22 protein-coding genes are annotated in these 18,309 nt (G+C 64.3%); 15 read left to right on the top strand and 7 right to left on the bottom strand.

Annotated elements, in window-relative coordinates; genetic code table 11:
• Positions 1-141: 141 nt before the first annotated feature.
• From Y882_RS01590 to Y882_RS19115, 5 genes are all read right to left on the bottom strand, one after another.
• The gene (locus Y882_RS01590) at positions 142-924 is read right to left on the bottom strand and encodes a succinate dehydrogenase iron-sulfur subunit (RefSeq protein WP_046970116.1); all 783 of its coding nucleotides are present in this window, start codon (positions 922-924) and stop codon (positions 142-144) included.
• Between the two features lie 21 nt (positions 925-945).
• Positions 946-2,733 (bottom strand): succinate dehydrogenase flavoprotein subunit, encoded by a 1,788-nt coding sequence (gene sdhA, locus Y882_RS01585; protein WP_046970115.1) that lies wholly within the window; start codon positions 2,731-2,733, stop codon positions 946-948.
• A 4-nt stretch (positions 2,734-2,737) separates the two neighbouring features.
• Complete coding sequence (gene sdhD / locus Y882_RS01580) at positions 2,738-3,151, bottom strand: succinate dehydrogenase, hydrophobic membrane anchor protein (protein WP_046970114.1); 414 nt, start codon at positions 3,149-3,151, stop codon at positions 2,738-2,740.
• The gene (sdhC, locus tag Y882_RS01575) at positions 3,148-3,543 is read right to left on the bottom strand and encodes a succinate dehydrogenase, cytochrome b556 subunit (protein WP_046970113.1); all 396 of its coding nucleotides are present in this window, start codon (positions 3,541-3,543) and stop codon (positions 3,148-3,150) included. The genes sdhD and sdhC overlap by 4 nt, the downstream gene beginning before the upstream one ends.
• 82 nt (positions 3,544-3,625) lie before the next feature.
• Positions 3,626-3,793, bottom strand: coding sequence for a DUF1674 domain-containing protein (locus tag Y882_RS19115; protein ID WP_082120892.1), 168 nt, complete (start codon positions 3,791-3,793; stop codon positions 3,626-3,628).
• A 270-nt stretch (positions 3,794-4,063) separates the two neighbouring features.
• On the opposite strand from Y882_RS19115, the gene ygfZ reads away from it, so the two are divergent.
• Together ygfZ and Y882_RS01565 are read left to right on the top strand one after the other, a co-directional pair.
• Entirely contained in the window at positions 4,064-4,720 is a 657-nt protein-coding gene (gene ygfZ, locus Y882_RS01570) for a CAF17-like 4Fe-4S cluster assembly/insertion protein YgfZ (RefSeq protein ID WP_244466154.1), read from the top strand.
• A gap of 463 nt (positions 4,721-5,183) precedes the next feature.
• Entirely contained in the window at positions 5,184-5,618 is a 435-nt protein-coding gene (locus Y882_RS01565; RefSeq protein ID WP_046970111.1) for a cell wall hydrolase, read from the top strand.
• Positions 5,619-5,689: 71 nt separating this feature from the next.
• Here the strand turns inward: Y882_RS01565 and Y882_RS01560 are convergent, their stop codons facing one another.
• Together Y882_RS01560 and Y882_RS01555 are read right to left on the bottom strand one after the other, a co-directional pair.
• Complete coding sequence (locus tag Y882_RS01560) at positions 5,690-6,142, bottom strand: outer membrane lipoprotein (RefSeq protein WP_046970110.1); 453 nt, start codon at positions 6,140-6,142, stop codon at positions 5,690-5,692.
• 11 nt (positions 6,143-6,153) lie between these two features.
• Positions 6,154-6,738 carry a glycine zipper 2TM domain-containing protein gene (locus Y882_RS01555; protein ID WP_046970109.1) on the bottom strand — a complete coding sequence of 195 codons (585 nt, stop codon included), beginning with the start codon at positions 6,736-6,738 and terminating at the stop codon, positions 6,154-6,156.
• A gap of 140 nt (positions 6,739-6,878) precedes the next feature.
• Between Y882_RS01555 and Y882_RS01550 the strand changes: the two genes are divergently transcribed.
• The 13 genes from Y882_RS01550 (at position 6,879) to ccmD (ending at position 18,303) form a co-directional block, all read left to right on the top strand.
• A complete protein-coding gene (locus Y882_RS01550; RefSeq protein ID WP_082120890.1) occupies positions 6,879-7,646 on the top strand; it encodes a TatD family hydrolase in 768 nt (255 codons plus the stop codon).
• Positions 7,647-7,721: 75 nt separating this feature from the next.
• Positions 7,722-8,240 carry a MarR family winged helix-turn-helix transcriptional regulator gene (locus tag Y882_RS01545; protein WP_342018462.1) on the top strand — a complete coding sequence of 173 codons (519 nt, stop codon included), beginning with the start codon at positions 7,722-7,724 and terminating at the stop codon, positions 8,238-8,240.
• On the top strand, positions 8,237-9,742 hold the full coding sequence (locus Y882_RS01540; RefSeq protein ID WP_046970106.1) for an efflux transporter outer membrane subunit: 1,506 nt from the start codon (positions 8,237-8,239) through the stop codon (positions 9,740-9,742). The genes Y882_RS01545 and Y882_RS01540 overlap by 4 nt, the downstream gene beginning before the upstream one ends.
• Positions 9,729-10,934, top strand: coding sequence for an HlyD/EmrA/EmrK family protein (locus Y882_RS01535; protein WP_046970105.1), 1,206 nt, complete (start codon positions 9,729-9,731; stop codon positions 10,932-10,934). Before Y882_RS01540 ends, Y882_RS01535 begins: the two co-directional genes overlap by 14 nt.
• Before the next feature lie 12 nt (positions 10,935-10,946).
• The gene (locus Y882_RS01530; protein WP_046970104.1) at positions 10,947-12,500 is read left to right on the top strand and encodes a DHA2 family efflux MFS transporter permease subunit; all 1,554 of its coding nucleotides are present in this window, start codon (positions 10,947-10,949) and stop codon (positions 12,498-12,500) included.
• Positions 12,501-12,647: 147 nt separating this feature from the next.
• Complete coding sequence (gene phaR / locus Y882_RS01525; protein WP_046970103.1) at positions 12,648-13,133, top strand: polyhydroxyalkanoate synthesis repressor PhaR; 486 nt, start codon at positions 12,648-12,650, stop codon at positions 13,131-13,133.
• Between the two features lie 100 nt (positions 13,134-13,233).
• Complete coding sequence (phbB, locus tag Y882_RS01520; protein ID WP_046970102.1) at positions 13,234-13,995, top strand: acetoacetyl-CoA reductase; 762 nt, start codon at positions 13,234-13,236, stop codon at positions 13,993-13,995.
• 118 nt (positions 13,996-14,113) lie between these two features.
• Positions 14,114-15,514, top strand: a complete 1,401-nt coding sequence (locus Y882_RS01515) for an FAD-dependent oxidoreductase (protein WP_046970101.1) — start codon at positions 14,114-14,116, stop codon at positions 15,512-15,514.
• Entirely contained in the window at positions 15,507-15,926 is a 420-nt protein-coding gene (locus Y882_RS01510; RefSeq protein WP_046970100.1) for a DUF3293 domain-containing protein, read from the top strand. The genes Y882_RS01515 and Y882_RS01510 overlap by 8 nt, the downstream gene beginning before the upstream one ends.
• 110 nt (positions 15,927-16,036) lie before the next feature.
• A complete protein-coding gene (ccmA, locus tag Y882_RS01505) occupies positions 16,037-16,675 on the top strand; it encodes a cytochrome c biogenesis heme-transporting ATPase CcmA (protein ID WP_046970099.1) in 639 nt (212 codons plus the stop codon).
• Positions 16,672-17,358: a heme exporter protein CcmB gene (gene ccmB, locus Y882_RS01500; protein ID WP_046970098.1), complete on the top strand. Its 687-nt coding sequence runs from the start codon at positions 16,672-16,674 to the stop codon at positions 17,356-17,358. Before ccmA ends, ccmB begins: the two co-directional genes overlap by 4 nt.
• Before the next feature lie 4 nt (positions 17,359-17,362).
• Positions 17,363-18,121 carry a heme ABC transporter permease gene (locus tag Y882_RS01495; protein ID WP_046970097.1) on the top strand — a complete coding sequence of 253 codons (759 nt, stop codon included), beginning with the start codon at positions 17,363-17,365 and terminating at the stop codon, positions 18,119-18,121.
• On the top strand, positions 18,118-18,303 hold the full coding sequence (gene ccmD, locus Y882_RS01490; protein WP_046970096.1) for a heme exporter protein CcmD: 186 nt from the start codon (positions 18,118-18,120) through the stop codon (positions 18,301-18,303). The genes Y882_RS01495 and ccmD overlap by 4 nt, the downstream gene beginning before the upstream one ends.
• Positions 18,304-18,309 lie beyond the last annotated feature (6 nt).

The following is an 18,309-nucleotide window of genomic DNA, read 5'->3' as shown; positions in this document are numbered from 1 at the left end:
ACTTCCTCTCCCCTCCGGGGAGAGGATTGAGGTGAGGGGCCAATCTTGCCTCAGTTCTTACTTGGCTCGTAGCAAGGCTTTCTCGAGCACCCGCCCCTCACCCTACCCTCTCCCCGCAGGGGAGAGGGAAAGAGCGACGTCTTAAGTCCGACGCTCAACGATCAACTTCTTGATCTCCGCAATCGCCTTAGCCGGGTTCAGACCCTTCGGGCAGGTGCGGGCGCAGTTCATGATCGTGTGGCAGCGATACAGCTTGAACGGATCTTCCAGATCATCCAGGCGCGCACCGGTGTCCTCGTCGCGGCTGTCGATGATCCAGCGATACGCTTGCAGCAGGATGGCCGGACCGAGATAACGGTCGCCGTTCCACCAGTAGCTCGGGCAGCTGGTCGAGCAGCAGGCGCACAGGATGCACTCATACAGACCGTCGAGTTTCTTGCGGTCTTCCGGCGACTGCAGGCGCTCTTTGTCGGCCGGGGCCGGGCTCTGCGTGCGCAGCCACGGCTTGATCGACGCGAACTGGGCGTAGAAGTGCGTGAGGTCGGGCACCAGATCCTTCACCACCGGCATATGCGGCAGCGGATAGATCTTCACGTCGCCCGAGGCGCAATCCTCGATCGCCTTGGTGCAGGCCAGCGTGTTGGTGCCGTCGATGTTCATCGCACACGAACCGCAGATGCCTTCGCGGCACGAACGGCGCAGGGTGAGCGTCGAGTCGATCTCGTTCTTGATCTTCAGCAGCGCGTCCAGAACCATCGGGCCGCACGCCGCCATGTCGACTTCATACGTATCGATGCGCGGGTTCTGGCCGTCGTCCGGGCTCCAGCGATAGATGCGGAACATACGCGGCTTCTTGGCGTCCTTGGCCGGATAGTGTTTGCCCGGCTGGACCTTGGAATTCTTGGGAAGCGAAAACTCAGCCACAGTGGCTCTCCAGTCCGGGTATCAGTAAGTACGCTTTTTCGGCGGAACGACGTCGACGTCTTTCGTCATGGTGTACATGTGCACCGGACGGAAATCGAAGTTGGTCTTGCCGTTCTCGTCGACCGAAACCATGGTGTGCTTCTGCCACTCATGGTCATCGCGGTCCGGGAAGTCTTCACGGGCATGCGCGCCGCGGCTCTCGTGACGCTGCTCGGCCGAGTACATGGTGGCCACCGCCTGGTCGAGCAGGTTGGCCAGTTCCAGCGTTTCGATCAGGTCGGAGTTCCACACCAGCGAACGATCGCTGACGCCCACGTCCTTGAACGACTCGCGCACCTTGGAGATCTTCTCGCAGCCTTCCTTGAGCGACTCGCCGGTGCGGAACACGGCCGCATCGGACTGCATCGTGCGCTGCATTTCGGCGCGGATCTTCGCGGTCGGCAGGCTGCCCTTGGCATTGCGCAGGCCGTCGAAGCGGGCCAAGGCCTTGTCCAGCACGCTGGCCGGCAGGTCCTTGTGGGCCGTGTCCGGCTTGATGATCTCGGCGCAGCGGTGCGACACCGAGCGACCGAACACCACCAGGTCGAGCAGCGAGTTGGAGCCCAGGCGGTTGGCGCCATGCACGGACACGCAAGCCGCTTCGCCGATGGCGAACAGGCCCGGCACCACGGCATCGACGTCGTCGCCGCGCTTCTGCACCACTTCGCCGTGATAGTTGGTGGGGATGCCGCCCATGTTGTAGTGGACGGTCGGGATCACCGGGATCGGTTCCTTGGTCACGTCCACGCCGGCAAAGATGCGCGCCGACTCGGCGATGCCGGGCAGCCGTTCGTGGATCACGTTCGCGCCCAGGTGCATCAGGTTGATGTGGATGTGATCCTTGTGCTCGCCCACGCCGCGGCCTTCGCGGATTTCCATCGTCATGGCGCGGCTGACCACGTCACGCGAAGCGAGGTCCTTGGCGTTGGGCGCATAGCGCTCCATAAAGCGCTCGCCGTTGGAGTTGGTGAGGTAACCACCTTCGCCACGCACGCCTTCGGTGATCAGGCAGCCCGAACCGTAGATGCCGGTCGGGTGGAACTGCACGAACTCCATGTCCTGCAGCGCAAGGCCCGCGCGCAGCACCATGCCGCCACCGTCGCCGGTGCAGGTATGCGCCGAGGTGGCGCTGAAGTAGGCGCGGCCGTAGCCGCCGGTCGCCAGCACCACCGCGTGGCCGCGGAAGAAGTGCAAGGTGCCTTCGTTCATGTCCAGCGCGAGCACGCCGCGGCACACACCTTCTTCGTCGAAGATGAGGTCGATGGCGAAGTACTCGATGAAGAACGTGGCGTCATGCGCCAGCGCCTGCTGGTACAGCGTATGCAGGATGGCGTGACCGGTACGGTCGGCCGCGGCGCAGGTGCGCTGCGCGGTGCCCTTGCCGTAGTGCGTGGTCATGCCGCCGAACGGACGCTGGTAGATCTTGCCTTCCTCGGTGCGCGAGAACGGCACGCCGTAGTGTTCCAGCTCGATGATGGCCGGAATCGCCTCACGGCACATGTACTCGATCGCGTCCTGGTCGCCGAGCCAGTCCGAACCCTTGATCGTGTCGTAGAAGTGGAAGCGCCAGTCGTCCTCGCCCATGTTGCCGAGCGCGGCGGAGATGCCGCCCTGCGCCGCCACGGTGTGCGAACGGGTCGGGAACACCTTGGTGATGCACGCGGCCTTGAGGCCCTTCTCGGCCAGGCCGAAGGTGGCGCGCAGGCCCGCGCCACCGGCGCCGACCACGATCACGTCGTACTTATGCTGTTGGATCTTGTAGCTTTCCATCGAATCAGGCTCCCAGCGCCACGCGCAGCACGGCCATCAAGGTGGCCAAGGTGCCAAGCACCGCAATGAACTTCACCAGCACCAGGAGGGCGACCTCCACCCAGCGGGTATGCACGTAATCTTCGATCACCACCTGCAGGCCGAGCACCGCGTGCCAGCACATGGCGAGCACGAAGGCCACCAGCAGCAAGGCGTTCCACGGCTTGGCGACGATGCCGCGCGCCGTGGCGTAGTCGGCGTGCAGCGCGCAAAGCACGGTCAGCACAAACCAGATGCCGAGGAACACCAGCGCCGCGGCGGTGATGCGCTGCGTCCACCAATGACCGACACCGGACTGCGCCGAGCCCAGGCCGCGGGCGCGCTTCAAGGGATTGCGCAACTGCTTGCGCACGTCGTACTGCGGACCGTTGGCGCTCATGCGGCACCTCCGGCGGTCAGCACGTAAGCCCACACGATGATGGTCAGCACGACGCTGCCGATGATCGAGAGCCAGCTGGAACGGACGAACTGCGGAATGGCGTAGCCCATGCCACCGTCCTGGATCAGATGACGGATGCCGTTGCACAGGTGGAAGAACAGCGCCCAGCTCCAGCCGATCATCAGGATCATGCCGATCGGGCTGCCCAGGCAGGTCTTGAACTGGTTATAGCTGTCTTCGCCGCTGGCGAGGGAGAACACACCCCACAACACGAGCAAGGTGCCGACGGAAAGGGCAATGCCGGTGGCGCGATGCACGATGGAGGTCACCATCTGCACTTGCCACTTATATATGCCCATGTGGGGAGAGAGCGGTCGTTGCGTGTCTGCCATGGCGGCTATCCTGGGTGGAATCGCTGATGCCCTTTACCGCCCTTCCCGTTCCGACGACGCCGACCAGAGCCGGCTCGGCGAATCAGAAGTCGATACAGCGCCCGTTCTTTTCCCAATCGCCGTAGCGGGTGGGATCCGGGGCCGCTCGCTCCGTCGAAGTCTTGTCCGTGGCCGGAACCGCGGGCACGGGAGCCTGTTCCGCTGGCGCGGACGCGGGCTTGGACTCAGTTTGGGAGGAGGTATCGGACATGGTGTATGAAAGCCGTAAAAGCGTAATACCTGCGTTAATGCAGCACAACCTTGACGACAGTGCGCTGCTCTGCCAGTAGGGCAGCACCCTTGTGACTTGCCTCCCCCGCCCTTACCTCCCCCTCTTATGCCTACCGACCTCTCCGCCCAGACCCTGTTGATCGAAGGCACTGACGCTGTTGCCTTTGCGCAAGCCCAGTTCACCAGCGATGTCCAGTCGCTTGCCGTCGGCCGCTGGCAGTTTGGCGCATGGCTCGATGCCCAGGGCCGCGTGCTTGCCTTGTTCCACCTCGCGCGACTCGCCGACGACTCGTTGCTGCTGCTGTTGCGCGGCGGCGATGCATCGTCGATGGCGACATCGCTGCAACGCTTCGTGTTTCGTTCCAAGCTCAAGCTGAGCGTGTTCGAACCGCGCGCACTTGCTACCGGCGCAGCAATGGAGACGTACGCCGTACATCGTGAAGGCGATGCGTACGTGTTCGGTTGCGGTGATCACAGCGTGATCGTCGGCGCTGCCGTTGCCGACGATGCGTGGCGAGTGTTGCAGGTACGCGCAGGCTGGCCATGGTTGCCCGATGACGCCTTGGGCGCGTTGCTGCCACCGGCCATTTCGCTCGAGCGTCTGCAAGCCGTTGCATTCGACAAAGGCTGTTATCCCGGCCAGGAAATCGTTGCGCGCCTGCACTACCGCGGTGGACACAAGCGGCATATGCATTGCGTCGTATTGTCGCAGTTTGTGAGCGGGGGCACCGTGCTGCACCGTAACGGTGACAAGAACATTCAACTGCTCGATGTGTCGCGCGACGATGCAACCTTTCAGGCGCTCGCAGTCATAGACGATGGTCTAATGCAATCGCTTGACGATGCATCGCGCATCGACACTGACGAAGGCATTCGTTTGCATGTTGTGCAGAGTTGGTCTGCATGATGAAAACAAACTGGCGCAAAGATTCACGAAGCGAGATGGCAATGTGAGTGTGACGTGAACCTGAACTGCAAGGCACTTGCCAGATCAGAAACCGGCCACTAGTCTCGCCAACCAATTCGACAGACACCCACAGCCCTGGGTGTCCACATACGCGACGAACCGGAGGGGTCCGGATCAGCGCGACCCGACAGAGATGTCGGTGTATCCAGTCCGCCCATGGCGCGGATGACGTTGCAGGCAACGCGGTCCTTAGTACCCGATCTATGCCCTTGCAGCACCACAAGTTTTGAGTGGCACCGGAACAGCCGCTCGACTGGCCACAATCCCGTGGCAAACCGCCTGACCACAAGTTTCGGTCGCGGCGATCAATCCAGGTGGAACGGCCTGCCCGCCCGTCCACCGCAACGGCGCGCGAAGTCAGCAGTACCGACCTCGCGCGTACAGCACGTTGGAGGCAGACTCAATGAAACTTTCCATGCTGTTGTGGTTAGCGTCCGTGCTACCCCAGCCCCTCGCGGACCAGACCTGCCTGGCCACGACGGTGTATCTCGAGGCACGCAGTGAATCGACCCTCGGCCAGTACGCCGTGGCCGAAGTTGCTCTTCGTCGTCGCGATCGCGGCACGTGGGGCGACAATGTTTGCGAGGTGGTCAAGTCACCGCGACAGTTCGCACTGACGACCACCGCAAGCACATTCGAAGTGACCGATCTCAACTCCTGGACCAAGGCGTGGAAGATTGCTGGCGATTCGATCAGCAATTGGAGCCTGCCAAAGGGAGAGCGCACCGTGTACGTGCCGCAAGCAGATCATTTCGCGACGCTTGCCGTCACCACCGCGTGGTCCACGAAACGCGTCAAGACCATTGGCGAACACGCGTTCTACGCGGTCAGCAACTAAGCAAACCCCTCCCCATAAAAAAAGGCCCTCGCAAGAGGGCCTTTTTATTTGGACGTCCAGACGTCTTTACGTCAGAGTCGATAGACGAGGTTATTGCGGATCTGCACGTAGTCACCAGGACGGACCTGGGGATCTGCTGCCTGCGTCACCGTGGCATAGCGACCGTCGTCCAGCTTGATGGTGACCTGCCATGCGACATCGGGACCGCTATTGTTCTTGCCGACCTGATTGCCGATGGCGCCGCCCGCCACCGCACCAGCCACGGTGGTCAGGGCCTTGCCGCTGCCGCCACCGAACTGGTTGCCGATCACGCCGCCAGCGATGCCGCCGATGACCATGCCCAGCGGCGACGATTCCTTCTGGGTCTGGATCTGCCGCACGTCACTGACCACGCCACACTGCTCGCAACGGTTGGAAGCGCCGCTGTAAGCCACCTGGCGCTGCGGTGGCGTTTCGCAACCGGACAGCAGCGCAACAGCAGATACCAGTCCTACGACAGCCAAATGTCTAAGCAGTGTTTGCATGGCGTGAATCCTCAGTGAGCGTCGGAAACGGCTACCACACCTTCCTGTACCTGCAGCCTGTCACCCGGATCGTGATCCATTCGTACAGTGCGGGTCACGCCGTTGTACTCGTAACTCACATCGTATGCCACCACCTTGTCGCCAGCACTGCCGGCCACGGTGGTGCACTTACGCTGCGTGGTCTGCTGCGTCGCGTTTGCCTGGTGATTGGCCTGGATTTCATGGCCTGCGTAGCCACCGCCGACAGCGCCTGCCACGGTCGCCAGGGTGCGGCCCTTGCCGCCGCCGACCTGGTTGCCGAGCAAGCCACCCGCCACGGCACCAATGGCCGTACCAGCAATCTGGTGGGTGTCCTGCACCGGCTTGTGCGTGGTCACCACCTCGTCATGACATACCTGCTGCGGCGCACTCGCGGCCTCACGGACCGGCGTCACGCTCGTCACGCGCGCGTACTTGGCACCATCGGCAGCCCCTTGCTGCTGCGCGGCGGCGCCCACGCCACCGTCAGCATTCGCGTCTCGATTACACGCCGAAAGACCCACCATCAATACACCGGCGAAACCGACATGCAGCGCCGAAACGACCAACCTGTTCATAATGCTCTCCTAGTGGGACCAGCGGAGCGCCCCCGCTCCTGCTTGAATTCGATCCCAGCGCAATCATTGAACCTCTGGTTCACTGAATGCTCGCTTAGACCGAAGCCGCTCATTGTTTCAAATTCAGGATGCCCCGTACTGTGCTCGAACTCACCGACAGCCACGCGCACATCGATGATGCGAGTTTTGCCCCTGATCGGGACGCCATGTTCGAGCGTGCGCGCGACGCCGGCATCAGGCACATCGTGGTTCCGGCGATCGACCGCGCCTCGTGGCCGCGCATCGCTGCGCTGGCCGCCAATCATGCCTGCGTGCTGCCCGCGTATGGCATGCATCCGATGTATCTGGACGAACATCGCCCCGGGCACCTCGATGTACTCACCGCCTGGCTGAAGACGCATCGCGCCGTCGCCGTGGGTGAGATCGGCCTGGATTATTTCCTGCCCGAACTCGACGTCGAGCAGCAGCGGTTCTATTTCCAGCAGCAATTGCAGATCGCGCGCGACTTCGACCTGCCGGTGATCGTCCATGCACGGCGCGCCATGGATGAAGTCACCTCCACCATGCGCCGCATGGGTGGATTGCGTGGCGTGGTTCACAGTTTTTCGGGCAGCCAGCAGCAGGCCGAGCGACTATGGGAGCTGGGCTTTCATCTGGGCATCGGCGGACCGGTGACGTATGAGCGCGCACAACGACTTCGTCACATCGTCGCGACCATGCCTGTCGAACGATTGCTGCTGGAGACGGATGCACCCGACCAGCCCGGCGCCTGCCATCGCGGCGAGCGCAACGAGCCCTCGAACATGGTCGAAGTGCTGCATGTGATCGCCGAGCTGCGCGGCGTGAGCCCCGAGGTCCTCGCCGAAGCCACCACCCGCAACGCCCGGAATCTGTTCCGGTTCGATTGACCCTTGCGGGCCGCTCGAGCCCGGTGCTAGCCTAATTACTTCACTGGCGAACTATTCTTTGGTGAAATGAAGCGCATGCATGAGTGCCTCGACCATATGGACGAGGGAATTGGTCGCGTCAGCGAGATCTTTCCGGACCTTCCCGTCCAGGAAGTCGTACTCACGCGCCTGTTGCTGCTGGTCGGCGGCACCCTGCTCGGCGAGCTGGAAAGCAAGCTCAAGCCACACGGCTTGAACGACAGCGATTTCCGCACGCTGATGATGATCTACAGCAGCCCGACCGGCAGCGCGACGCCCACCGAGTTGTGCGAATACGCGCAGCAAGGCGCCACCAACATGACGCGCATCGCCAACGTGCTGGTCAAGGGCGGCCTGATCACGCGGGCCACCAGTGCCGAAGATCGCCGCCGGGTCGTACTCAGCATCACCACGGCCGGCAAGCGTCTGGTGCGAAAGATTCTTCCGCCGCTCTTCCCGAACGTTCATGGCGCGTTCGCCTCGTTGAGTGCCGCTGACAAGCGCACGCTCGACCGCCTGCTGCGCCAGATCGCCGTCAACATCGATACGCTCACTCAGCCGGACGCTGGTCCATGACTCCTTACTCCCCCATTCGCCACGGCATCGGCCGCCGCGCGCTGCTTGCCTGCGCGATTGCTGTTGCCGTCGCGGGCTGCTCCATCCCCGCCAAGTTGAACCGGCCGCCGGTGCGCGACGACGTGCCGCTCGCCGGCCTGCAAACCGGCCATCGCGCCGGCTGGCCCGATGCCGCGTGGTGGAAGCAGTACAACGATCCGCAGCTCGACCAGCTGATCGATCTGGCGATGAAGGATTCGCCGGATCTGGCCCAGGCCAAGTCGCGCGTGGATTCGGCGCAGCAGAATATCCATGCGGCGACGGCGCAGGCAGGGCTCAGCGTGAACGGCAGCGCGCAGGTCGAACGCCAGCGCTTGAGCGAAACCGGCCTGATTCCGCCGAAATTCCTCGGTTTCACCTGGTACAACCAGGGCGATATCGGCGTGCAGGCGCAATACGACTTCGACTGGTGGGGCAAGAAGCGCAACACCATCGAGTCGGCGGTGGACCAGGCGCATGCGGCCGAAGCGCAACACAGCGCCGCCGCGCTCGCGATCCAGAGCAATGTGGCTGACACCTACTTCGGCTGGCTCGCCGATCAGAGCCGCATCGCCCTGGCCAAGCAAACCGTACAGACGGCCGAACAGCTCGAGCAGATCGCGCAGCTGCGCGTGAAGCAAGGCGTGGATCGTCCAGATACGGTGCAGTCGGCCAAGGCGCAAACCGCCTCCGCGCGACAGATGCTGGTGGTGCTCGAAAGTTCCGCGCACATTCGTGAGGCGGCGCTCGCCAGCCTGTGCGGCGTGTCGCCGGCGCAGTTGCCCGCCCTGCAGCCACGCGCCCTTCCTGAGGTCACCACCGGACTGCCGGACAACGTCGGCGTCGACCTGATCGCGCGCCGTCCGGATATCGCCGCCAGCCTTTGGCAAGTGGATTCGGCGCTGCGCCAGACCGATGTGGCGCGCGCGGAATTCTTCCCCGACATCAGCATCAGCGCGATGGCCGGCCTGTCGAGTATCGACCTCGACAAGATGTTCAACGCCGGCAGCCGCGTGTTCGGCCTGACCCCTGCCCTGCACCTGCCGATCTTCACCGGCGGCCTGCTGGAGGCGAACTACGGGGTCAGCAAGGCGCAGCTCGACGCCGCCGTGGCGCAGTACAACAGCTCGGTGCTGAGCGCCGCGCGCGATGTGGCCACGCAAAGCCTGACCGCGGACCAGATCCAGGGCCGCCGCAAGGAACAGGCCCGCGAAATTGCCGCCAACCAGCAGCTGCTCGCCAACGCGCAATCGCGCGTCAAGCGTGGCGTGAGCGACAGCCGCGAAACATTGAGCGCGCAGGCGCAGCTCCTGCAGGAACAGGACAGCGACGTGAGCCTGCAAGGCCAGGCGCTCTCCACCGATATCTCGCTGATCAAGGCCCTGGGCGGCGGTTACCGCGCCAGCCTGCCGGCACAGGCATCCAGCGACCACCCCTCTTCCCCTTTGAACCTTTCCGGAGACGCCCCGAATGAGCGCCACTGATTCTGACGTCAAGAACAACAACGACAACGACAGCGGCATGGCGGCGAAGGATCCGGCCAAGCGCCGTCGCGCGCTGTTGATCGTCACGGCGGTCTTTGTACTGGCCGGTGTGGCGTGGCTGCTGCTGTGGCTGTTCGTGTTCTCCACCCGCGAGAAGACCGACAACGCCTATGTCGGCGGCAACCAGGTGGCGATTTCCGCGCAGGTGCCTGGCATCGTGGTGGCCATCCTGGCTGACGACACGCAGCGCGTCGAAGCCGGCCAAGTGCTGGTGAAGCTCGACAACACCGACGCCGACGTCCGCCTGCAGCAACTGAGCAGTGCGCTCGCGCAGGCCGTGCGCCAGGTGCGCCAACAGACCGAGTCCGCCACCAGCGCCGATGCGCAGGTGGCCAAGGCCCGCGTTGACCTGAAGAAGGCGCAGGCCGATCTCGCCCGGCGCGCCCCGCTGGTGGCCGCCCAGGCCGAAGCGCCGGAAACCGTGCAGCACCTGCGCGATACCGTCGACCAGGCGCAGGCCTCGCTCGATGCGGCGCAAGCACAGGCTGCTGCCTCGCATGCCGCCATCGAAGGCACGCGCATCGCGACCAACCCGGCGGTGGAGCAGGCGCGTGCCAACTATCGTTCGGCCTGGATCGCCGCACAGCGCAACAACATCTACGCGCCGGTCACCGGCTATGTGGCCCAGCGCAGCGTGCAGGTGGGCAACAGCGTGCAGCCCGGCCAGCAGTTGATGGCGGTGGTGCCGCTGCACGACTTGTGGGTGGATGCGAACTTCAAGGAAAACCAGCTGCGCCACATCCGCGTGGGCCAGCCGGCCAAGGTCGAGGCGGACGTCTACGGCGGCAGCGTCGAATTCCACGGCAAGGTGATCGGCCTGGGCGCCGGCACCGGCAGCGTGTTCTCCCTGCTGCCGGCGCAGAACGCCACCGGCAACTGGATCAAGGTGGTGCAGCGTGTGCCGGTGCGCATCGCGCTGGACGACAAGGAGCTCGACGAGCATCCGCTGCGCGTTGGCCTGTCCACCGATGTCACCGTCAACATCACCGACGACAAGGGCGCCATGAATGCCGCGCTCGGCAACGGCAAGCCGATCGCGGCCACTTCGGTGTACGACCAGATGGCCAGCAAGGCCGACGAAGAGGCCGAGAAGATCATCCAGGCCAACCTCGGTCAGCACGACGCCAACTGATAAAGCGATCCCATGGCCGCCAACCCCACCGAAGACAAGCCGCTACCGCCCTTGCACGGTACCGCGCTGGTCTTGCTGACCATCGCCGTCGCCTTCAGCACTTTCATGGAAGTGCTGGACATGACCATCGTCAACGTGGCTGTGCCGCATATCGCGGGCAGCCTGGGTGTGAGTGCGAGCGAAGGCACCTGGACGATCAGCTCGTACTCGCTGGCCAGCGCCATCATGCAGCCGCTCACCGGCTGGATCGCGCGCCGCTTCGGCGAGGTGAAAACCTTTGTCGTCTCGGTCGGCCTGTTCGTGGTGTTTTCCATGATGTGCGGCCTGGCCACCTCGATGCCGATGCTGGTGTTCGCGCGCCTGATGCAGGGCGCGGGCTCGGGCCCGATGGTGGCGTTGTCGCTGACCCTGCTGCTGGCGAGCTATCCGAAGACCAAGCAAGGCGTCGCGCTGGCCCTGTGGGCGATGACGGTGGTGGTGGCGCCGATCTTCGGCCCGATCCTGGGCGGTTGGCTGACCGACAACTTCTCGTGGCCGTGGATTTTCTACATCAACCTGCCGGTGGGCATCCTGGCCGGCGTGATCACCTGGACCTTGCTGCGCAAGCGTGAAACCAAGACCTACCAGTCGCCCATCGACGTGATCGGCCTGGTGCTGCTGGTGGTCGGCGTCGGCTCGCTGCAGTTCATGCTGGACAACGGCAACGACCACGACTGGTTCTCCTCGCCGATGATCACCACGCTGGGCCTGATCGCGCTGATCTGCCTGGTGTTCCTGGTGGTGTGGGAACTGCACGCCAAACACCCGGTGGTGGAACTGGGCCTGTTCAAGGAGCGCAACTTCACCGCGGGCGTGGTGGCCCTGTCGCTGGGCATGTTCGCGTTCTTCGGCATCAACGTGGTGTTTCCGCTGTGGCTACAGACCACGCTGGGCTATACCGCCACCTGGGCCGGCCTGGCCACGGCGCCGGTGGGCATCCTTGCCTTCCTGCTCTCGCCCATCCTCGGGCGCAATATGCACCGGCTGGAACTGCGCGCGGTGGTGACGTTTGCCTTCGTGGTGTTCGCCGCCACCTCGTACTGGTTCTCCACCTACGACAGCTCGGCCTCGTTCAACTCACTGGTGTGGCCGCGCTTCGTGATGGGCATTGCCATCCCCTGCTTCTTCATCCCGCTCAACCAGATCTATCTGGCGGGACTGCCCGCGCATGAAATTGCCAGCGCCAGTGGCCTGGCCAATTTCTTCCGCACCCTGGGTTCGAGCGTGTCTACCGCGGTGACCGTGACGCTATGGCAGCACCGCGGCATCCTGCACCACGCCACGCTGACCGAGAACGTCACCAGCGCCAGCCAGCCGGCCACCCAGATCCTGTCCCAGCTCACCCATGCCGGCAGTAGCCAGACCCAGGCGCTGGGCGTCGTGGATCAGCTGGTGAACCGCGAAGCCCTCACCCTGGCGGTGAACGACATCTTCCTGCTGTGCGCCATCCTGTTCGTGGTGCTGATCCCGGTGATCTGGCTGGCCAAGCCGCCGTTTGGCTCGGCAGGTGGCCCCGGCGGGCATTAAGCGATGCCGGAACGTTCCTAATCCGGCACAAACCTGCAACAACCGGCAGGTATTTGATCTAACAGCAATTGCTGCAACTGGCCAGTGCAGCAATTAATACCACTTGGGCGACTGGTGCGCCGCAATACCTTCTGCTAGTTTGTGTGCATGGCACAAACGATGCGCACCATTAAGAAGTATCCGAACCGTCGACTCTACGACACGGAAATCTCCAGCTACATCACGCTGGAGGAAGTCCGTCAGCTGGTGCTCGACAACGAAACCTTCGAAGTCCGTGACGCCAAGAGCGGTGAGGATCTCACCCGCTCGGTGCTGTTGCAGATCATCTCCGAGCACGAGGAAAAGGGGCAGCCGATGCTCTCTCCCCAGCTGCTCAGCCAGATCATCCGCTTCTACGGCGACTCGCTGCAGGGTTTCATGGGGCCTTACCTGGAGCGCAGCCTGCAGGTCTTCCTCGACCAGCAGCAGCAGTTCCGCACCCAGCTGAACAGCCTGCTGGGCCAGACGCCATGGTCCATGCTCAATGACCTGACCGAGCGCAACATGGATGCCTGGCGCAACATGCAGCGCGGCCTGATCGACGCCGCCACCCAGGGCCAGCCGCCGCGCAGCGGCACCAAGAAGCCCGGCTGATACGCCGCGACCGGCGCGCAGGCGCCGGTCTCCCCTGCCGTCTCACTCACCGCTGCAGCACAACACGTGCTGCCCTGCGGCATGTGCACGAGTCCTTCACATGAATTCCCACACCCGCAACGCACGCGTTGCCATCGTCACTGGCGGCATCGGCGGCCTTGGTACGGAAATCTGCCGGCAGCTGGCGCAGGCCGGGCGGCAGGTGATTGCCGTTGACCTGGCCGGCCGCGACGAACGGCTCCACGCGTTCCAGCACGAGCTGGCCGATCTCAATGGCGCGGTGAAGTTCGAGCCTGCCGACGTCAGCCACTTCGATGGCTGCGCCGAGCTGATCGGACGGGTGGAACGGCAGCACGGCAACGTGGACATCCTGGTCAACGCCGCCGGCATCACCCGCGACACCAGCCTGCGCAAGATGACACCGCAGCAATGGCACGAGCTGATGCGGGTGAACCTGGATGGCGTCTTCAATATGTGCCGCAACGTGGTCGAAGGCATGACCACGCGCGGTTTTGGCCGCATCGTGAACCTGAGCTCGGTCAACGGGCAGACCGGACAGTTCGGCCAGACCAACTATTCCGCCGCCAAGGCCGGCGTGCACGGCTTCGGCATGGCGCTGGCGCGCGAGACGGCGCGCAAGGGCGTGACCGTGAACACCGTATCGCCGGGCTACTGCGATACGGCGCTGGTGGCGGCGGTGCCGCAGGATATTCGCGAGCAGATTATCTCGGATATTCCGGTGGGCCGGCTTGGTTCGCCGGGGGATATTGCCCGTGCCGTGGCCTTTCTGACCGCGGATGACGCCGGTTACATCACGGGTGCGAACCTGCCGGTCAACGGCGGGTATTTCATGAGTTTTTGAGCGGCGCTAGCCATTGTCGCGCAGGCCACCCACCGCCTTGCCGCACTGCGCATCGCTCACCCGCCCGCGACACGCTACTCTCAGCGCTTTAAGCGTTGCGACCTCATAGCGGAGCTCCATGGCGAAGCATCTCACTCTCATCGGCGGCGGCCTGGTCGGCGCCTTGCTGGCGCAGCAATTGGCGGGACGTGGTTTCGCCGTCGACGTCTTCGAAAAACGCCCTGACCCGCGCATTGCCGGCTTTACCGGTGGCCGCTCGATCAATCTCGCGCTGGCCGAGCGCGGTCTGCAGGCGCTGCGCAAGGCCGGCCTCGCCGACGACGTGCTGCAGCGCGCGGTGATGATGCGCGGACGCATGGTGCACACCACCGACGGCCGCTCCGGCCTGCAACGCTACGGCGTCGACGATAGCGAGGTGATTTGGTCCGTCTCGCGCGGCGCACTCAATATGCTGCTGCTCGATGCTGCCGAAGCTGCCGGCGTGAAGTTTCATTTCGGGCAATCGCTGGCCGATGCCGATTTCGATCGGCAGTGCCTGCAACTGGTCGACGAACAAGGCGTGACGCGCGAGCTCGACGCCCCGATCGTGATCGGTGCCGACGGTGCGGGCTCCTCGCTGCGTACGGCGATGAATGCGTACTCGCCGCTGGGCGAGCGGGTGGAGTCGCTGGGCCACGCGTACAAGGAGCTGGAAATCCCCTCTGCCGGCGGACTCAGCGCCGAGCTGATCAACCGCAGCGGCGGCCACGACCAGTTCGCGCTGGAGCCGCACGCGCTGCATATCTGGCCACGCGGCGGCTATATGTGCATCGCGCTGCCCAATACCGAGGGCAGCTTCACCGTGACCCTGTTCCTGCCGGCGCAAGGTCCGCATCCGAGCTTCGCCACGCTGGGCGACGCCAGTCATGCGCGTGCGTTCTTCGAGCAGGACTTCCCCGATCTGCTGCCGCTGATTCCGGATTTTGCCAACGATTACGATGGCCACCCGGTTGGCACGCTGTCCACGCTGTACTTGCAGCGCTGGCATCTGGACGGGCGCGCGCTGCTGATCGGCGATGCCGCGCATGCCATCGTGCCGTTCCACGGCCAGGGCATGAATTGCGGTTTCGAAGATACCGTGGTGCTCGCCTCCTTGCTGGCCGAATCGCCGGATGACACCGGCGAGGTGTTTGCCGAATTCCAGCGCATCCGCCAGCCCAACAGCGACGCCATTGCGGCGATGGCGCTGGAAAACTACGTGGAAATGCGCGACTCGGTGGCCGATCCGCACTATCTCGCCAAGCGGGCGCTGGGCGCCCTGCTGGCGGAGCGGGCGCCGGAACATTTCATGGCGCGCTATCGCATGGTCACCTTCACGCATCTACCGTATGCGTATGCCTACGAGCGCGGGCGCGCGCAGGACGTGCTGCTCGACCAGCTGCTGCGTGGTTCGGCCGATGCGGCGTCGGTCGATCTGAACGCCGCCGTCGCCGCGCTGCGCGCCACACTGCCCGCCCTGCCCGATCTGCGGCATGGATGAGGCACTGCTTGCCGCGTACCGGGCCACCGATTATCGGGTGCGCCTGACGCGTGGCGGCTGGGTCGCCATCCAGATTGATCAACCCCTGCCGGAGGAACTGCGCGATCTAGCGCAGGGCTTGCCGTGGGGTTTCATTACGGCGTGGCATCCGTCTTCCAAACTGGCGCCACGCCCGCACAACCGGATCGCCCAGCGCGCCCTGCTGGCCGCATTACGCGCCCTGCCCGAAACGGTGGTCGTTCGCGCCGGACTGGGCGCAAGCCGCGAGGGCCCATGGAAGGAGGCCAGCCTTTGGGTGGTCGGACCGGGTATGCCACAGCTCGACGCGCTGGCCCATCGATTTGGCCAATCTGGCTACGTCCACGGCGAGGGCGCGGCGCCAGCGCGGCTTCGTCTCACACCGCCGGGCTAGGCCATGTCCGCCACGCCTGAAATGCGCTCTGCCATGCACCAGCCAGCTGATGGGTCTGGCGGCACCTCGCCGCATGGACAAGCCTGCCGGGCATTGCGGACAATCGAGGAATGACCGCTTCCCCCGCCATCGCCCCGCCTCTGCTCGAGGCCCGGGCGCTCTCGTTTTACCGCCAGGACGAACCCGTGTTCGGCCCGCTGGACTTCTGCCTGCGCGAGGGTGAAGTGGCCTTGGTGGAAGGCGACAACGGCAGCGGCAAGACCACCTTGCTGCGCATCCTCGCCGGCTTGCTGCATATCGACGAAGGGTCGCTGGACTGGCGCGGCCAGCCTTGGCGTCGCGACGAACATCTGGGCGACACGCAATTTCTTGGTCACCACCTGGGACTGAAATCCGATCTCAGCGCGCGGGAGAACCTCGCCGTAGCGGCAGGTCTGTACGGCACTCGCGATGGACGCAGCGTCGATGGCGTGCTCGCCGATATCGGCCTGGCCGGCTACGAAGACGAACCCGTGCGCCGGCTTTCCGCCGGTCAGAAGAAACGCGCGGCGCTCGCACGCCTGCTGTTGCTGCCAGCCACGCTGTGGCTGCTGGACGAACCGTACGCCAACCTCGATCGCACCGGCATCGAACTGGTCAATCGCCTGCTCACCCAACATGCTGCCGATGGCGGCGCCGCGCTGGTCACCAGCCATGGTGCGGTGAGCTTTCTCAACGGCGAGCCAAAACGGGTGCGCATGCACGCATGAATCACGCGCCGCTCGGTCCCGCCTGCGTCGCCGTCCTGCGCCGCGACCTCACCCTGGCCTGGCGTCGTCGTGGCGACATCGTCATGCCGGTGCTGTATGCGCTGATCGTCATCACGCTGTTTCCGTTTGCGCTGGGGCCGGAGGAAGCGCTGCTGCAGCGTATTGCCGGCGGCGCGGTGCTGGTGACCATGCTGCTGGCCATGCTGCTGGCGCTCGATGCCATGTTCCGCAGCGATATCGAAGACGGATCGCTCGAACAACTCATCCTTTCACCCCAGCCGCTGGCACTCATGCTAGCGATGAAAATTCTTGCGCACTGGATCACCACGGCTTTGCCGCTCATCGTCATCGCGCCGCTGCTGGCGGGCATGCTGCATTTGCCGACCGCGGTGATGCCGGTGCTGGTCTACGCGCTGCTGCTCTCCACGCCGCTGCTGAGCCTGCTCGGTGCGGTGCTGGTGGCGCTCACGGCCGGCTCCAGGCGCTCTGGTATGCTGCTGGCGCTGATGCTGCTGCCGCTGTGCGTACCCGTGGTGATTTTTGCCGCCGGCGCTGTCGCCGCGGCTCAACAAGGGCTGCCGTGGCTCGCGCCCATCGCCTGGCTGGGCGCCGCGCTGGTCATGGCCATGGTGCTGGCCCCGCTGGCTTGCGCCACCGCCCTCCGCATAGCTCTGGACGCTTAAGACAATGGCCAACTGGATACCCTTGTGGGTGCACAAGCTCAGCTCGCCACCGAACTTCTATCGGTTTGCCGGCACGCTGCGACCCTGGGCCCTGGGCATCGCCGTGTTGTTGGGCGCCATCGCGATGTATGGCGGCTTGGTGCTCGCGCCCGCCGACTATCAGCAAGGTGACGCCTACCGCATCATCTTCATCCACGTGCCCTGCGCATGGATGAGCCTGTTCGTTTACGGGCTGATGGCGGTGGCTTCGTTTATTTCGCTGGTCTGGCGCATCAAGCTGGCCGAAGTGGTGGCGATGGAATCGGCGCCGATCGGCGCGGCCTTCACCTTCATCACGCTGGTGACCGGTTCGCTGTGGGGCAAGCCGATGTGGGGCACCTGGTGGACGTGGGATGCACGCCTCACCTCTGAACTGGTGCTGCTGTTTCTTTATCTGGGCGTGATCGGTCTGTATCACTCCTTCGAAGATCGCCGCCAGGGTGCACGCGCCGCGGCCTTCCTCGCCATCATCGGCATCATCAATGTGCCGATCGTGCATTTCTCGGTGAACTGGTGGAACACATTGCACCAGGGTTCCACGATTCGCATCCTCGGTCCGTCAAAGATTAGCACCGCCATGCTGTGGCCGCTGCTCACCATGATGGCCGCCACCAAGTTCTATTACATCGCCAGCCTGTTTGGTCGCGTGCGCACCGATCTGCTGTCGATGGAAAGCGGCAAGGACTGGGTGAAGCAGATCGCCCAACGCGAGGGACAGGCATGAGCACCTTCTTCGCCATGGGCGGTTACGCCATGTATGTGTGGCCTGCCTATGCGGTGTTCTTCATCGTACTTATTGCCGACTACATCAATCCGTGGCTGCGCCGCCGCCGCAACCTGCGCGAGCTGCGCGGTCGCATGGCGCGCCAGGCGGCACGTCAGCAACGCAACCCTACCGCGCCCTAAGACGCA

Source organism: Dyella japonica DSM 16301, assembly GCF_001010355.1.
Classification (GTDB): domain Bacteria; phylum Pseudomonadota; class Gammaproteobacteria; order Xanthomonadales; family Rhodanobacteraceae; genus Dyella; species Dyella japonica.
This window is presented reverse-complemented; position numbering and strand designations above follow the sequence as displayed.

Excerpts from the sequence above, each read along its gene's own strand:
- sdhA (WP_046970115.1), bottom strand. The coding sequence starts at position 2,733 with ATGGAAAGCTACAAGATCCAACAGCATAAGTACGACGTGATCGTGGTC.
- sdhD (WP_046970114.1), bottom strand. The coding sequence starts at position 3,151 with ATGAGCGCCAACGGTCCGCAGTACGACGTGCGCAAGCAGTTGCGCAAT.
- sdhC (WP_046970113.1), bottom strand. The coding sequence starts at position 3,543 with ATGGCAGACACGCAACGACCGCTCTCTCCCCACATGGGCATATATAAG.
- Y882_RS19115 (WP_082120892.1), bottom strand. The coding sequence starts at position 3,793 with ATGTCCGATACCTCCTCCCAAACTGAGTCCAAGCCCGCGTCCGCGCCA.
- Y882_RS01565 (WP_046970111.1), top strand. The coding sequence starts at position 5,184 with ATGAAACTTTCCATGCTGTTGTGGTTAGCGTCCGTGCTACCCCAGCCC.
- Y882_RS01560 (WP_046970110.1), bottom strand. The coding sequence starts at position 6,142 with ATGCAAACACTGCTTAGACATTTGGCTGTCGTAGGACTGGTATCTGCT.
- Y882_RS01555 (WP_046970109.1), bottom strand. The coding sequence starts at position 6,738 with ATGAACAGGTTGGTCGTTTCGGCGCTGCATGTCGGTTTCGCCGGTGTA.
- Y882_RS01545 (WP_342018462.1), top strand. The coding sequence starts at position 7,722 with ATGCATGAGTGCCTCGACCATATGGACGAGGGAATTGGTCGCGTCAGC.
- Y882_RS01540 (WP_046970106.1), top strand. The coding sequence starts at position 8,237 with ATGACTCCTTACTCCCCCATTCGCCACGGCATCGGCCGCCGCGCGCTG.
- Y882_RS01535 (WP_046970105.1), top strand. The coding sequence starts at position 9,729 with ATGAGCGCCACTGATTCTGACGTCAAGAACAACAACGACAACGACAGC.
- Y882_RS01530 (WP_046970104.1), top strand. The coding sequence starts at position 10,947 with ATGGCCGCCAACCCCACCGAAGACAAGCCGCTACCGCCCTTGCACGGT.
- phaR (WP_046970103.1), top strand. The coding sequence starts at position 12,648 with ATGGCACAAACGATGCGCACCATTAAGAAGTATCCGAACCGTCGACTC.
- phbB (WP_046970102.1), top strand. The coding sequence starts at position 13,234 with ATGAATTCCCACACCCGCAACGCACGCGTTGCCATCGTCACTGGCGGC.
- Y882_RS01515 (WP_046970101.1), top strand. The coding sequence starts at position 14,114 with ATGGCGAAGCATCTCACTCTCATCGGCGGCGGCCTGGTCGGCGCCTTG.
- Y882_RS01510 (WP_046970100.1), top strand. The coding sequence starts at position 15,507 with ATGGATGAGGCACTGCTTGCCGCGTACCGGGCCACCGATTATCGGGTG.
- ccmA (WP_046970099.1), top strand. The coding sequence starts at position 16,037 with ATGACCGCTTCCCCCGCCATCGCCCCGCCTCTGCTCGAGGCCCGGGCG.
- ccmB (WP_046970098.1), top strand. The coding sequence starts at position 16,672 with ATGAATCACGCGCCGCTCGGTCCCGCCTGCGTCGCCGTCCTGCGCCGC.
- Y882_RS01495 (WP_046970097.1), top strand. The coding sequence starts at position 17,363 with ATGGCCAACTGGATACCCTTGTGGGTGCACAAGCTCAGCTCGCCACCG.
- ccmD (WP_046970096.1), top strand. The coding sequence starts at position 18,118 with ATGAGCACCTTCTTCGCCATGGGCGGTTACGCCATGTATGTGTGGCCT.